The sequence below is a fragment of the Halomonas lysinitropha genome, assembly GCF_902500215.1.
Lineage (GTDB): Bacteria > Pseudomonadota > Gammaproteobacteria > Pseudomonadales > Halomonadaceae > Halomonas > Halomonas lysinitropha.
Genome location: NZ_CABVOU010000027.1, coordinates 130212 through 144910, shown reverse-complemented (window position 1 = coordinate 144910; position 14699 = coordinate 130212). Strand labels below are relative to the sequence as shown.

The 14699-nt window shown below is 64.8% G+C and carries 12 protein-coding genes; 5 read left to right on the top strand and 7 right to left on the bottom strand.

Annotated elements, in window-relative coordinates:
• The first annotated feature begins 8 nt into the window (after nt 1–8).
• Both HALO32_RS05210 and HALO32_RS05205 read left to right on the top strand, forming a co-directional pair.
• Nucleotides 9–2882 carry a bifunctional diguanylate cyclase/phosphodiesterase gene (locus HALO32_RS05210; protein ID WP_151442723.1) on the top strand — a complete coding sequence of 958 codons (2874 nt, stop codon included), beginning with the start codon at nt 9–11 and terminating at the stop codon, nt 2880–2882.
• Nucleotides 2879–3754, top strand: coding sequence for a PEP-CTERM/exosortase system-associated acyltransferase (locus tag HALO32_RS05205; RefSeq protein ID WP_151442722.1), 876 nt, complete (start codon nt 2879–2881; stop codon nt 3752–3754). Before HALO32_RS05210 ends, HALO32_RS05205 begins: the two co-directional genes overlap by 4 nt.
• A gap of 247 nt (nt 3755–4001) precedes the next feature.
• Here HALO32_RS05205 and HALO32_RS05200 read toward each other — a convergent pair whose 3' ends face one another.
• Nucleotides 4002–4754, bottom strand: a complete 753-nt coding sequence (locus HALO32_RS05200) for a trimeric intracellular cation channel family protein (RefSeq protein ID WP_151442721.1) — start codon at nt 4752–4754, stop codon at nt 4002–4004.
• A gap of 161 nt (nt 4755–4915) precedes the next feature.
• On the opposite strand from HALO32_RS05200, the gene HALO32_RS05195 reads away from it, so the two are divergent.
• Entirely contained in the window at nt 4916–5410 is a 495-nt protein-coding gene (locus HALO32_RS05195; RefSeq protein ID WP_151442720.1) for an NfeD family protein, read from the top strand.
• A gap of 6 nt (nt 5411–5416) precedes the next feature.
• Nucleotides 5417–6466, top strand: coding sequence for an SPFH domain-containing protein (locus tag HALO32_RS05190; protein WP_151442719.1), 1050 nt, complete (start codon nt 5417–5419; stop codon nt 6464–6466).
• 92 nt (nt 6467–6558) lie between these two features.
• Here HALO32_RS05190 and astB read toward each other — a convergent pair whose 3' ends face one another.
• Genes astB through HALO32_RS05165 form a run of 5 tightly spaced genes read right to left on the bottom strand, consistent with a single transcriptional unit; the run spans nt 6559 to nt 12803 of the window.
• Nucleotides 6559–7938, bottom strand: a complete 1380-nt coding sequence (gene astB / locus HALO32_RS05185) for an N-succinylarginine dihydrolase (RefSeq protein WP_151442718.1) — start codon at nt 7936–7938, stop codon at nt 6559–6561.
• Nucleotides 7935–9404, bottom strand: a complete 1470-nt coding sequence (astD, locus tag HALO32_RS05180) for a succinylglutamate-semialdehyde dehydrogenase (protein ID WP_151442717.1) — start codon at nt 9402–9404, stop codon at nt 7935–7937. The genes astB and astD overlap by 4 nt, the downstream gene beginning before the upstream one ends.
• On the bottom strand, nt 9404–10450 hold the full coding sequence (astA, locus tag HALO32_RS05175; protein WP_151442716.1) for an arginine N-succinyltransferase: 1047 nt from the start codon (nt 10448–10450) through the stop codon (nt 9404–9406). Before astA ends, astD begins: the two co-directional genes overlap by 1 nt.
• Nucleotides 10450–11538 (bottom strand): arginine N-succinyltransferase, encoded by a 1089-nt coding sequence (locus HALO32_RS05170; RefSeq protein WP_151442715.1) that lies wholly within the window; start codon nt 11536–11538, stop codon nt 10450–10452. Before HALO32_RS05170 ends, astA begins: the two co-directional genes overlap by 1 nt.
• Before the next feature lie 50 nt (nt 11539–11588).
• On the bottom strand, nt 11589–12803 hold the full coding sequence (locus HALO32_RS05165; RefSeq protein ID WP_151442714.1) for an aspartate aminotransferase family protein: 1215 nt from the start codon (nt 12801–12803) through the stop codon (nt 11589–11591).
• A gap of 215 nt (nt 12804–13018) precedes the next feature.
• Here HALO32_RS05165 and HALO32_RS05160 point away from each other — a divergent pair, with 215 nt between their 5' ends.
• Nucleotides 13019–13675 (top strand): class I SAM-dependent methyltransferase, encoded by a 657-nt coding sequence (locus HALO32_RS05160; protein WP_151442713.1) that lies wholly within the window; start codon nt 13019–13021, stop codon nt 13673–13675.
• Here HALO32_RS05160 and HALO32_RS05155 read toward each other — a convergent pair.
• A complete protein-coding gene (locus HALO32_RS05155) occupies nt 13647–14624 on the bottom strand; it encodes a GlxA family transcriptional regulator (RefSeq protein WP_192576440.1) in 978 nt (325 codons plus the stop codon). The genes HALO32_RS05160 and HALO32_RS05155 overlap by 29 nt on opposite strands.
• Nucleotides 14625–14699 lie beyond the last annotated feature (75 nt).

Sequence of the window (14699 nt, the reverse complement as noted above, 5' to 3'; positions counted from 1 at the left end):
CCGCAGAGATGACACTTCCCGCGTCCCTCCGGACTCGTCACCGACTCAGCCTGACATGGCGTGTCATAGCACTGAGCAGCCTGCTGCTGGTCGGTCTCGTGGCGCTGTTCACCTGGTTGGGCCATGACAACCTGACCCGCCAGTTCCAGGAGAGCCGCAACCAGCACCACGAACGCCAGCAGCGAGAGATCCGCCTGGCTCTCCAGCGCTCGGCAGAGAACCTTCGCCAGCTGGCGGGCCTGGCCGCGGCATCGCCACGCCTCGGGTCGCCCCTCGAGGCAGGTAACGCGGCAGAGGTCGAGGAGGCACTGGCATCCCAGTGGCCGACCCTGCAGCTCGAGGCTGGCATCGACGAGATACTGGTGGTGGATACACGAGGAAGACCCATGGGTCGCTGGGGCTCAAGCCAGCAGGAGGGCAGGTTGCCGATCCAGGCCTGGGTGCAGCGGATCATGGACACCGAGATGCCCATCACGGCGCTGCGCTGCACGACCGACTGCCAGCAGTATGCCGCCGTTCCAGTGCTGGTCAGCGGTGAAAGCGTCGGCCTGGTAGTGCTCTCCCGCTCATTGGCCGATGTGACCCGCCAGGCCAGAGAGGTCTCCAACGCCGAAGTGGCACTGATGGTGACCGGCTCGCTGGAAAGCGGTGACCTTTCCGAGAAACGCCATCTCACCCCCTGGAATGGCTCTCTGTTGGCCCTGACACGCCAGGAGGAGAGCCTACCCGTCCTGCAGCGGGCATCAGGACTAAGTTCCATAAGCGGCTTGCTACAAGCTCCTCTGCAGCTGCAGCACCAGGGCCGGCATCTCGAGCTCAGCGCGGTCCGCATGGACGAGGACGCGGATCGACGCAACACCGGTTACTTCCTGCTGATATCCGACATCTCGAGCCAGATCAGAGCCATCAACGAGGATACTCGAATCCTGCTGGGGGTTGGCCTGGTGGGCTGGATCGCAGCGGAACTTGTGCTGTTGCTGATACTCTTGCGCCCCATGTCACGCCTGCGCCGGATCGCCGGCTTGTTACCCACACTGGCCAGCGGCGGATTCGAGGATGTCCGGAGCGCAATTCCCTCTGTCCGCCACCGCCTGCCGGACGAGATCGACGTGCTGGAAGGCACCACACTGGAGCTCTCGCGACAGCTCGAGATGCTGGAACAGGAAGTCCAGGAACGCGGTGACCAGTTGGCGGAGCGCGTCGAGGAATTGGCCCAGGAGAGGGACTTCGTGAACAGCCTGCTGGATACCGCTAGAGTGTTCATCATCGCCCAGGACAGCAGCGGGCGAATCAGTCTAGTCAACGACTATACCCTCACGATGCTTGACCTGGATGAACCTTCGCTGCAGGGACGCCACTTCGTGGATGTGTTCGATGCCGGCAGCCCTTCTCCAATCGGTGCCTTCGATACCCCGCAGCAGGAAGAGCGAACCCTGCAGACGCCGGACCAGCACATCCACACCATCGCCTGGTACCATGCCCCCCTGCCGTCCAGCACAGAAGACAGCATGTCGCGGATCTCGGTAGGGTTGGACATAACCGAGCGCAAGGTCGCGGAGGCTCGCCTGACCTGGCTGGCCGAACGCGATCCGCTGACCGAGCTCTACAATCGGCGCTACTTCCAGGACGCCCTGCATAAGGCTCTGTGGTGTGAGTCACACGGCGCCGTGCTTCTGCTGGACCTGGACCAGTTCAAGGAAGTCAACGAGCTCAGCGGCCACCATGTCGGAGACCGGCTCCTGCAAGAAGTGGCCGAAACTCTACTGCTGAACCTGGGTCATCGCGGCGTGATCGCCCGCCTGGGCGGCGACGAGTTCTCGCTGTTGCTGGAGCATACATCCGAAGAACAGGCGATACAGGTTGCCCAGCATATCAGCCAGTTGCTCGATAGCCTGGGATTTACAGCCGCAGGACGACGCCACCGGGTCACCGCGAGCATCGGCATTGCCCTGTTCCCGATTCACGGCACTACGCCGGCCGACCTGATGGCCAGTGCCGACGTCGCCATGTACAAGGCCAAGGAGAGTGGCATCCAGCACTGGCACCTGCTCTCCAGGACCGAGAATGCCAAGGATGAGTTGCAGGAGCGGGTCTACTGGGTCGAGCGCGTGCGCAGCGCCCTGGCAGAAGACAGCTTCGAGCTGATGGTGCAGCCGATCATGCGCCTGGAGGATCGCGACGTGAAGCACTACGAGGTGCTGCTGCGAATGCGAGACTCCGATGGCAGACTGGTGGCTCCTTCCTATTTTATCCCGGTAGCGGAGCGCAGCGGCCAGATCGTGCAGATCGACCGCTGGGTGCTGCGCCATAGCCTGCGGCTACTCAGTCAACTGCAGGAGCGAGGCATCAGCCTGGCGGTCAACCTGTCCGGCCAGTCCCTGCATGATGAAGGCCTGAAACAGTATCTGGCCGACGAACTGGCTACCAGCGGTGCCGATCCCCACCATCTCATCCTTGAAGTCACCGAGACGGCCGCCGTCACCGATTTCTCCACGGCGCGTGGCGTGCTGCAGGCAGTCCGCGAGATAGGGTGTCGGACAGCACTAGACGATTTTGGGGTAGGGTTCAGCAGCTTTCATTACCTGGGACAATTGCCAGTGGATTATATCAAGATCGATGGCTCCTTCATTCGTAGCCTTCCAATCAGTCCTGACAGCCGTGTTATCGTCCGAGCCATTGCCGATATTGCCGCCGGCTTCGGCAAGCAGGCGATCGCCGAGTTTGTGGATCAGGAAAGTCTACTACCATTACTTCAATCTTATGGCATAACGTATGGTCAAGGGTTTCATTTGGGGCGCCCGAAAAGTGTTGCGGAAGTTTTCGGCAGTGACGACATGCCTACTCTCATCAGGGCTGGTTGGCAACCCGGAGGAAAACCATGATGCCACATAGCGACCGGACCATGCATAGCATCAGTGCCTCCATCACAGAGGATATCGCCAAGTTTGCAGAGCCCCTGGATCCAACTAATGCCGCTTTCAAGGACAACCTCATGAAAAAATTCATGAGAGAGTTCGAATTCAAGATTGCATCAACACAAGAGGAAATAGAAAAAGCGCTTTCACTTCGCCATGAAGTTTTTATTCAAGAGCTTGGTTACCAGATGGAAGAGAGAAACCATCAGTTAGAGTCTGATCAGTATGATGACTCCTCTGTACACTGCATATTGATTCACAAAAGCACAGGAAAGACGGCCGGCTGTTTCAGAATCGTGACCACACAAGCACCGGGCAGCGAAGAGCTTAATAAGCTTCCTGTGGAAGAACATGGCAGCGCGGGAATATCTCACCTTACGCTGCACCCTAGCATGCTCCCGAGAAAACATATTTGTGAAGCTTCCAGGCTGGCCATTTCAAAAAACTTCAGGCTGAAATCAAATGTCATTGACTCTAAAGACTCAAGCCTGGAGCAACCAGAATCGTCAGATAAGTCCAAGGAAACGTACCCGTTAATCCTTGTCAGCCTATTTCTTGCAGCTTACTCACTGGCAGAGCTTTTAGGCAACAGGCATTTGTATGCAATGATGGCCCCCACGCTTCCCCGACTCCTAAGAAAATCGGGGTTCGATTTCATCCGACTTGGAGATACAATCAATTTTCATGGAAGAAGAAACGTTTTTTATATAAATCGTTCCTTGGCAGTGTCAGGGATGCAGAATGCACTCTCACCGATTCACAACTACATCTATCAAGAGCTTGGGACACAGGTTGCCGAGTACTCAAAAACAGGAAAAATCCAATGCGCTACCTCATAGATCCATGAATTCCGGGATTAATGAATGATCGCGGTTAAGATGCTTGCCCCGTATAGAATCTATCCGGCTAACCCAGCAGCCTGGTGGCCAGCACCATTGTAGCGCTCTTCCTTGGCCAGGTTGGAGCTCCCACACTCTGACGGCACTATCCTCGTCTCGCGGTCATGGACGCCGACCCGCGACAGGAACAACACCATCCAGGTCACAAGCACGGCCGTCGTTCGCGCCTCTCCCATCAGGCAGATGTTCATTTCGTCTTCCCCCCTCGCCTGGCTCGGCCCGGCGGAATCAGCTTGACCCTGGCCTTGGCTGGCCGGGGAGGTGTCACCGCCCCCTTCTCCTGCCCGTCGTCCTCATGGCCCTGGGAGGTCGGTGACCGCTGGACCACCACCCAGGCGAACACCGGCAGGGAAAGGTGCCAGTGGATCGCCGAGAGCCGCAGTCCGAGGGTAACCACCAGCGCTGTGGCGATGGAGACAGCCAGCGGCACGGCGAGGGCCTCCAGGCCCACGAAGACCACGCCACCGGCAATCGAGGCGGTGGCATAGACCTCCTGCCGAAGCACCATCGGAATCCGCCGCGCCAGTACGTCGCGGATCATGCCGCCGGCCACGCCGGTCAGCAGGCCCATCAGTACCGCCACCACGCCGGGCGCTTCCAGCATCAGGGCCTTATGGGCCCCGATCACCGTGAACAGCGCCAGGCCGAAGGCGTCCGCCACCGGCAGGAAGCCCCGCGAGAGGCGATGGATATAATGGAAGCCGAGGATCGACAGCCCCACCGTGACCAGGATCACCCACAGGTAGGTGGGGTCGCTGACCCAGAACACCGGCCGTACCCCCAGCACCAGGTCACGCAGGGTACCACCCCCGATCCCGGTCACCGCCGCCAGCACCAGCATACCGAAGGGATCCATCCGCGTGCGGCAGGCGAGTATCACCCCCGAGAGGGCGAAGACGATCACGCCCGCCATGTCCAGCCAGTAGATCAGCCCGCTCACCGTCGCTTGTCCCCCCGGATCAACGTGGAATGGCCGCACAGCATAGCCCAATTCCAGTCGCTTTAACGTGAAGCCACCGGCAGGCATGGCTCCTTGCACGGTAACCGGTTACCCTCATGGTGGCCCTTTGCCCTCATTCTGCCCCGGCTACGGAACGCCCCATGGACTGGAACCCCGCCCTCGTCTGGCTGATCATCGCTCTGCTGCTGGGGCTGTCCGAGCTCACCACCGGCGGCCTGGTACTGCTGGCACTGGGTGTCGCTGCGGCCCTGACCGCTGCACTGGCCGGACTGGGTCTGTCACTTCCCTGGCAACTATTGGGCATGGGGGTCTTTTCCGGCGTTCTCGTACCGCTCGCAGTGTGGGTGATCCGTCCCTGGTTCTCGCCACGCGGGGTAGCCTACGGAACCACCGGTACCGGAGTCGAGAGAGGCCATACCTATACGACCCTCAAGCGCGATTTTGACGGCGCCAGCGGCATCAAGATCAATGGCGACTTCTATCGCCTGCGCGTCACCGACTCTGGTGACAGAAGCGGCGAGACAGAACTGCCGGCGGGGACTCCCGTCATCTTTCAGGCCTTCGATGGCACCACTGCCCTCGTCCGCCTAGACCCCACGGCGCCGGATTCTCGCGCCAACCACCCCATGGAGTAATACCAAATGGACCTTCCCGTCAGCCCGGGGCTGATCATCGCCCTGATCGTCGTCATTATCGGCATCCTGATCATCGCCAAGGGGCTGGTGGTCGTCCGCCAGTCGGAAGTGATGGTGATCGAACGCCTGGGGTCGTTCAATCGGCTGCTGGAGAGCGGTATCAACATCATCGTCCCCTTCATCGATCAGCCCCGCGCCATCGCCATGATCCGCTACCGCAAGATGGGCGATGAGTACAACGCTATCACCAGCCATGAAACCCGTATCGATCGCCGCGAAACGGTGATGGACTTCCCCGGCCAGCCCGTGGTGACCACCGACAACGTCACGGTAAATATCAATGGTGCCCTCTACTATCAGATCATCGACCCCAAGCGTGCCGTCTATGAAGTGGAGAACATGAGCCAGGCGGTTGAGGTGCTGGCCAAGACGACCCTGCGTTCGGTGGTCGGCAAGATGGAACTCGACAAGCTGTTCGAGTCCCGGGCCGAGGTCAACAACGAGATCCAGGCCGCCATGGAAGAAGCGGCCTCCAAGTGGGGCGTGAAGATCTCGCGGGTTGAAGTGCAGGACATCGCCATGCCCGAGGAGGTGGAGTCCGCCATGCGCCTGCAGATGGCCGCCGAGCGCAAGCGTCGTGCCACGGTGACCGAGGCCGAGGGGGAAAAGTCCGCCGCCATCGCCATGGCCCAGGGCCAGCGCGAGTCGTCAATCCTCAACGCCGAGGGCGACAAGGAGTCGGCTATCCTGCGCGCTCAGGGGGAACAGGAGTCGATCAAGCTGGTGCTGAACGCTATCGGCGACAGCGAGGAGAACAAGCGCACCGTGGTCGGCTACCTGCTCGGCCAGAGCTACATCAAGGTGCTGCCGACCATGGCCAAGGACGGTGAACGCGTCTTCGTGCCCTATGAATCGTCGGCCCTGCTCGGCTCCATGGGCATGTTCCGCGAGATGGCCGGCTCACCGGAAGATGCCGTGGCCGACCACCTCAAGGCCAAAGGCAACCAAGGCAGCCTGCGGGGCGGCGTGGTGGGCGGAGCGGCCAGCGGCGCCTGAACGAACCACACGACCGCCCTGGGCCGGTGCCTCAACCCCCAGGATATCGGTCCGCCGGATGGTGGACCGCTGTCCTTGACATGCAGCCATCTTCACTTCAGCTGGAAGGGATAGACGGCGCCGATGGCCAGGATCCGAGTCAGCTCGTCCAGCGCCGCCAGGGTCTCCTCGGCCAGCTGCGGGTCGGCCAGGTCCTTGGGGGCCAGGCGGTCGCGGTAGTGGCGCTCGACCCAGGCGGTGAGCTCGCCGTGCAGGGATTGGGTGAGCAGGACACGTCCTGACAGGGCCGCGCGCTCGGCCGCCGAAAGTACCACTCTCAGGCGCAGGCAGGCAGGTCCGCCGCCGTTGCGCATGCTCTGCTTGACGTCCTTGACCACCACTTCGGAAATCGGATTGTGGCCGGCCAACAGGAAATCCTGGATGGTGCGCCACACATTTTCGCGTTCCTGGCACTCCCCGGGCACCACCAGCGTCATGGTGCCATCCGGGTTGGAGAGCAGCTGGGAGTTGAAGAGATAGGAGGCCACGGCGTCCTCGAGGCTGACCGCCTCCTCGGGAACCCGAACCGGGACCAGAGGAGTGGCCATCTTTTCCCTCAGCGCGTCCAGGGTCCTCTGCTCGTCGAGGAAAGCCCGCTCGTGGTAGAGCAGCACCGGGCCGTTGCCCACGCTGATGACGTCGTTGTGAAAGACACCGGCGTCGATGGACTCGGGATGCTGCTGGGCGAACACCGTCTGGGACTCTGTGAGGCCGTGCTGACGCGCGATGGCCTGGCTCGCCTCCAGGGTCTGCCGCGCCGGGTAGCGCCGGGGGGCAACGCCCTCCTCCGCTCCCCAGCCGAGAGCCGCCCGACCATAAACGAAGAGATGCACGCCAGGTTCGCCGTAATCCGCGGCGAGGCGGGTATGGTTGGCCGCGCCCTCGTCGGAGAAGGCGGGGGTTGCCGGCAGCACCGGATGGTGGGCGAAGCGTGCCTCGTCGCGGAAGATCGCCGCCAGCACCCGGGCCGTGGTGACCGGCTCCAGATAGCGGTGGAAGCTCGACTGCAGGTTGGCCGGGGTGAAATGCACCCGGCCGTCCGGCGCATCCGCCGAGGGCGTCACCGTGGCGGCATTGGCGGTCCACATGCTCGAGGCCGAACAGACCGCGCGCAGGAGCTGCGGGGCCTCGCCCGCCGCCCGGGCCAGCACCTGCGCATCGCTGCCGGTAAAGCCGAGCTGGCGAAGCGCCCCGAGGTCGGGCCGCTGCTGAGGCGGCAGCACGCCCTGGGGGTAGCCCGCGTCCATCAGCGCCTTCATCTTGCCCAGGCCCTGCAGGGCAGCCTCTCGAGGGTTGGCCTCCAGGCCGCCATGGGTCATGGAAGCGACATTGCCCAGGGCCAGGCCGGCATAGTTGTGGGTCGGGCCGACCAGGCCGTCGAAATTGACCTCAAGACAGTTGACCTCGCGCACGCCCGGGGCCGGCTGGCTCATAGCGTCACCCCCGGCGGCAGCGTCTCGGGCAGTACCAGCGCCTCGCTCTCCATGGAGGCGACCGGGTAGGCGCAGTAGTCGGCAGCATAGTAGGCACTCGGCCGATGGTTGCCGCTCTCGCCCACGCCGCCGAAGGGGGCATCGCCGGAGGCGCCGGTGGTCTGGCGGTTCCAGTTGACGATACCGGCGCGGATGCGCAGCAGGAAGTCGTCCCAGTCGCCTCGCTCGCCACCGATCAGCCCGGCGGAGAGCCCATAGCGAGTGTCGTTGGCCAGGTGCAGCGCCTCGTCCCAATCGCGGTAGCGATGCACCTTGAGCAGCGGGCCGAAATGTTCCTCGTCGGGTACCGCCAGCCCGGTGACGTCGATCAGGGCGGGGCTCAGCAGGCTGGTCCCGGGCTCGACACGCGCCATGCGCGCCAGCACCGTTCCTCCCAGCGCCTCCAGATCATCCTGGGCCTTGAGCAGGCCGTCGGCGGCCGCCATGCTGACCAGGCCGGCATAGAACGGGGCAGGGTCACTGAACTGGCCGGCCACCCGCAGCCGCGAGATGGCATCGCTGAGGGCATCCAGCAGGTGGTCTCCCACTTCACCCTCGGGTACGATCAGTCGCCGGGCGCAGGTGCAGCGCTGGCCGCCGGAGAGGAAGGCCGACTGCAGGATAGTCAGCACCGCCGCCTCCTGGTCGGGGACGTCCTTCACCACCAGCGGATTGTTGCCGCCGAGTTCCAGGGCCAGGATCTTGTCCAGCTGGTCGGCGAATTGGCGATGCAGGATGCCCCCCACCCGGGCGCTGCCGGTAAACAGCAGGCCATCGATATCGGGGTTGGCCGAAAGCGCCTGGCCGGTCCCGGCCGCGCCCTGCACCAGGTTGATCACCCCGTCCGGCAGCCCTGCCTCCTGCCAGCACTGCAAGGTGAGATCCGCGGTCAAGGGGGTCTGCTCGCTGGGCTTGAACACCACGCAGTTGCCGGCCAGCAGGGCCGGCACGATATGACCGTTGGGCAAGTGGCCGGGGAAGTTGTAGGGACCGTAGACCGCCATCACCCCGTGCGGGCGATGGCGCAGCACGGCGGTGGCATCCCCCAGGTCGCGGCTGCGCTCGCCGGTGCGCTCCTGATAGGCGCGGATCGAGAGCGCCACCTTGCCGATCATCGCGCCGACCTCGGTACGTGCCTCCCAGAGGGGCTTGCCGGTCTCCTGGGCGATGGCGGTGGCCAGGTCCTCGCGGTGGCTCTCAAGCACCTCCCGGAAGTGCTCGACCAGCGCCTGGCGTTCGTCGAAACTGGTGCGCGCCCAGCCCGGAAAGGCGCTTCGTGCCGCCGCCACCGCGGCGTCGACCTGGGCCGCGGTGGCGGCGGCGCCCTCCCAGAGGCGCTCATCGGATACCGGGTCGTGCTTGGTGAAGGCCTCGCCATCACCCGCCTGCCAGGTGCCGCCGATCAGCAGCTGTTGTCTTGCCTTCATCACGCCTCCTCCTCGGTATCCAGTATGCGCAGGGTGTCGCCGGAGGCGACCTCCAGCCGACGCGCCTCGGCCTCGTCGAGCGTCACCACGCCCTTGGCATCGGGCCCGCGTCCCAGCCAGGCGGCACGGAAACCGGCCATCCCGGTGGTGGCGGCCAGCCAGCGCGGCCGCGGCGAGCGCTCGAGTGAGCCGGCCTTGACCTCCACCCGGTAGCGCCGCGACAGCCGCACGCCGCGTACGTCGTCGATGTAGGCCTCCACGGTCGGGCCACCGTCGAAGATATCGATATAGCCCTCCCAGCGCAGGCCCTCCTTCTTGAGCATGGCCAGCGCCGGGCGGGTGTGCTCGTGAACCTGGCCGATACAGGCCCGTGCCGCCTCGCTGAGAAAGGGGGTGTAGATCGGGAACTTGGGCATCAGCTCGCCGATGAAGCTCTTCTGGCCAAGCCCGGTGAGCTTGTCCGCCTCGTCGAAGTCGAGAGGAAAGAAGTGGCTGCCCAGGCACTCCCAGAAGGGGCTGCGCCCCCGGTCGTCGAAGACACCGCGCATCTCGGCGAGCACCTTGTCGGGGAAGCGGTCGCGGAACTCGGCCAGGAACAGCCAGCGCATCATCGACAGCAGTGCGCCGTTGCGTTCATGGCGCCGGTCGGCACCACGGTACTCGGGCCGCAGGAACAGCGAGGCCACCTCGGCATCACCGGTGTGATCGGAGCTCAGGAAGAGGGTGTCGATGGTGCGGTGCAAATCGAGCTGCACCGAAGAGTGGGCCAGGGTCCCCAGCCGGTAGTGGTAGAAAGGAATCTCGCGTCCTACCTGCCCCTCGATGGCGCAGCAGCCGGCCAGCCGACCGTTGAGCTCGTCCTCGAGCACGAAGAAGTAGAGCCGCTGATCCCGCGACGTGCGCTCCTCGAAGGCGGCCACCGTCGAGGCGATCTTGGCCGCCAGGAAGTCACGGTTGTCGGGCAGCGAGGTGAAGCCCACCCCGGTCTCCCGGGCCAGAGCCTGCAGCTCGTCCAGATCACCCTCGGCGATCGCTCGAATACGCATCACAGCTCTCCCTCGTCATAGCCGGGATCGTGCTCGTCGACGCTCCCGTCTCCCATACCGGGCAGCGCCAGGGGAGCGGCCAGCACGGCCCGTCCCTCCTCCACCCCCAGCCGCTCGGCATGCGACGGCGAGAGCATCAGCTGGCCGGTGGGCGACAGGGCATAGCGCGCCACCACACAGCGGAAGTCGCCAAGGCGCTGATTGGCGACCATGGCTGGCTCGGCATCGGGCAGTGCGTGAGCGGGACGGATGCGCACCGGGTGCCAGGCGGCGCGTTGGAAGCTGGCCAGGCGCTCGCGCTCGCCCTTGATCACCGGACCGGCATCGAAGATGTCCACGTGGCGCGAACGCAGGAAACCCTCGGCCAGCATCTCGGCCAGGGCCGCCTCGTGGTCGGGGTGCTCGCGCCCGATGGCTGCTCGCGCCTGGGGCGTGAGCAGCGCCAGGTAAAGCGGAAACTGTGGCATGACCTCGGCGATGAAGCTCTTGGAGCGAACCCCGGCCAGGTAGTTGATCTCCTGGTAGTCACGCACGAAGAAGTGACGTCCCACGCTGTTCCAGAAAGGCGACTCGCCCTGCTCGTCCAGGTAGCCGGGAAAGGCCATGGCCAGGATGCCGGCGAAGCGCTCCGGGTACTGGGCGATGAACATCAGCCGCGCCCGGCGCAGCAGGCTCTCGGCACTGGTGCCCTTGTAGCGGGCATCCAGCGACAGAGCGCAGAGCAGTGTCGCCTCGGAGACCTCATGGGAGAGCGACAGGATCGGTACCTCACGACGCACGTCGAGCTGCTGCGAAGCGTGGATCAGCGTTTCCTGACGATAGGTGTAGTAGGCCTCGCGGGCCCCGACCTGGGCACGAATGGTGGCGGTGCCCACTATCTCGCCGCACTCAAGGTCCTCGAGCACGAAGGTATAGTGCTCGTCGCCGGGTGCCTCGACCTCGGTGGCAAAGGCCTGGCGGGAGCGAGCGATACGCTCCTCCAGGCGATCGCGGTGGGCCGGCAGGTTGGTCAGCCGCGGCGTCGCGCTGCCGGCCAGCCGCTCCAGGGCAGGCAGGTCCGCCGGATGGACGGGGCGTATGACCAGCATGGCAGGGTCTCCGGAAGGGGGTGAGTCGTCACGCATCGGCGAACCGGGGCTCACTGCCCCGCCACCAGCCTCGCCACCGCCCGCTCCAGCCTCGCCATGCCCTCGGCGATATCGGCCTCGGGGATCACCAGCGAGGGCGCCATGCGTAGCACGTTGGGGCCGGCGATCAGCGCCATCAGCCCCTCCTCGAGGGCCAGCGGCAGAATGTCCCTGGCCCGTCCCTCGTAGGCAGGCGCCATCTCGGCACCGATCAGCAGACCCATGCCGCGGATCTCCCGGAAGACCCCATGCTGGCGATTGATCGCCTCGAGGTGCTCGCGGAAGAGATCGTGGCGGTGCTTGACGCCCTCGAGCACCTCCGGCGTGTCGATGAACTCCACGGCAGCCAGGGCCACGGCCGAGGCCAAGGGGTTGCCGCCGTAGGTGGAGCCGTGGGTGCCGATGGCAAAGGCCTTTGCCACCCGGTCGGTGGTCAGCATGGCACCTACCGGGAAGCCGCCCCCCAGCGACTTGGCGCTGGTCAGGATATCCGGGGTCACGCCATACTGCTGGTAGGCATAGAGCGAACCGGTGCGCCCCGCCCCGGTCTGCACCTCATCGAAGATCAGCAGCGCATCGAAGGCGTCGCACAGATCACGCAGCCCCTGCAGGAACTCGGGCACGGCGGGGATGATGCCACCCTCCCCCTGCATCGGCTCGACCATCACCGCGCAGGTGTCGTCGTCGATGAGGTTGCGCACGCTGTCGAGGTCGTTGTACTCGCCATGCACGATGCCACCGGGTACCGGACCGAAGCCTTGGGCATACTTGGGCTGACCGCCGACGCTGACGGTGAAGAAGGTGCGGCCGTGGAACGATTGCGAGAAGGATACGATGCGGTGCTTGTGCTCGCCATGGTGGTCATGGGCCCAGCGCCGCGCCAGCTTGAGGGCCGCCTCGTTGGCCTCCCCACCGGAGGAGCAGAGGTAGACCTTGTCGGCAAAGGTGCGCTCGACCAGGCTGCGGGCCAGGGCCAGGGCCGGCTCGTTGGTGTAGACGTTGGAAAGGTGCCAGAGCCTGTTGGCCTGGGCCGTGAGGGCCTCGACCAGCACCGGGTGACAGTGCCCCAGGCCGTTGACGGCGATGCCGCCGGCAAAATCGATGTACTCGCGGCCCTCCTGATCCCACAAGCGACTCCCCTCACCGCGCACCGGAACCGCCTGCTGGGGGGCGTAGTTGGGCACCATGTAATGGTCAAAGTCGGCGCGGGTCGGGGTCTGGCTCATGTCACTCTCCATTTCTTGCATGACGGATCAACTATCACTCGGGTCAACTATCACTCGAGTATAGGGAGGGCTGCCGCGAGAATCTTTCAGCAATGGGACGGTGAGTTGTGTAAAAGGCAGACGCCGCTCAGGTCCCGGCGCGCCGCGCGAGGGCCCGCGAGATGGCGTAGGCTGGGAAGATGGTCCCGAAAGCCCCCGTCGACAAGGAGTCCGACATGTTCAACACCACGACCTGGAACCGGATTCGCTACGGGCTCTATGCCCCGATCTACGACCTGGTGGCCGATCGTGTCTTCCGTGGCGCCCGCCGCGTGGCCCTTGGCCAGGTGGCCTGGCAGCCCGGTATGCGCGTGTTGCTGGTCGGTGCGGGCACCGGGCTCGATCTGCCCTGGCTGCCGCGGGACATCGAACTGCACGCCAGCGACCTCTCACCCGCCATGGTCAGGCGTCTCGAGCAGCGCGCCGAGTCGCTGGGTAGGGACGTCCAGGCCGAGGTCATGGACGCCGAGCGCCTCGCCTATCCCGACGACCATTTCGACGTGGTGGTAATGCATCTGATCCTCGCGGTGATGCCTGACCCTGAAAAGGGGCTCAACGAGGCCCGCCGGGTGCTGAAGCCGGATGGCCAGCTCTGCGTGATGGACAAGTTCCAGGCCGACGACCACCCGGCGGGCCTCGCCCGACGCAGCCTGAACGCCCTCACCTCGGCCATTGCCACCGACATCACCCGCCAGGCCCGGCCGCTGCTGGAGGCGGCCGGCTTCGTCATCGAGCAGGACACCCCGGTGATGATGGGCTCGCTGGTCCGCGCTCTGCTGGCCACCCAGCGGGTCGACTCACCACCTACCCGAGCCGCTCCTCACGAGGCGTAATGCCGAAGTGGTTGCGGTAGGCGGTAGAAAAGTGGGCTGCCGAGGAAAACCCGGTCTGCAGGGCGACGTCGCCGGCCGGTCGGTCGCTCTCGCGCAACAGGCGACGCGCCTGCTGCAGGCGCAGGTCCAGGTAATAGCGGCTGGGCACTGCCTGCAAGTATTTCTTGAACAGCCGCTCCAGCTGGCGACGGGAGATGCCCAGGTGTTCGGCCAATTCGTGGGTGGTCAGGGGCTCCTCGATGTTGGCCTCCATCAGCGCCACCGCGTCGGCCAGGTTCTCGGGGGCATGGCCAAGCCGCGAGCGCAGCGGCACCTGCTGGGGCTCGTCGCCCATGCGGATACGTTCCAGCACGAAGTGCTCGGAGATGCGCTCGGCCAGCCGGGGACCGTGCTGGCTGCCCACGAGGGTCATCATCATGTCCATGGCGGCGGTACCGCCGCCGCAGGTCAGGCGGTCGCGGTCGATCTCGAAGAGTTGACGGGAGAGGCGGACACGGGGAAAAGCCTCGGAGAAGGCGTCGAAACGCTGCCAGGGCAGTGTCGCCCGGTAGCCTTCCAGCACCCCGGCCCGAGCCAGCACCTCGGTGCCCCCTCCGATACCGCCCAGCAGTACGCCCGCCCCGGCCAACCGGCGCAGCCAATCGATCAGGGAAGCGGGGGCACTGCCGGAGAGCGGACCCGGTGCACACACCAGCAGCAGATCCAGGGGATCATCCACCTCGCCGAAGCGGGCCTGGGACATCAGCGTCTGGTGAGAGGCACTGACCACCGGGCCGGCGACGGTGGCAAAGGTCGTGAGCCGATAAAGGGTACGCCCCTCGAGGCGGTTCGCCACCGCCAGGGGTTCGGTGGCACAGGCCTGGGCCAGCAGGGAGAAGCCGGGCAGCACCACGATACCCACATGCCGCGTCAGTGACGCCGAATGAAGAGAAGAGGTGAACTCGGGCATGTGGATCTGACCTTGGGTCGATAGCGGAGGCGGGGAAAGGTCCCCCATCCTACCCAAGCTCGGTCGGATCCACAG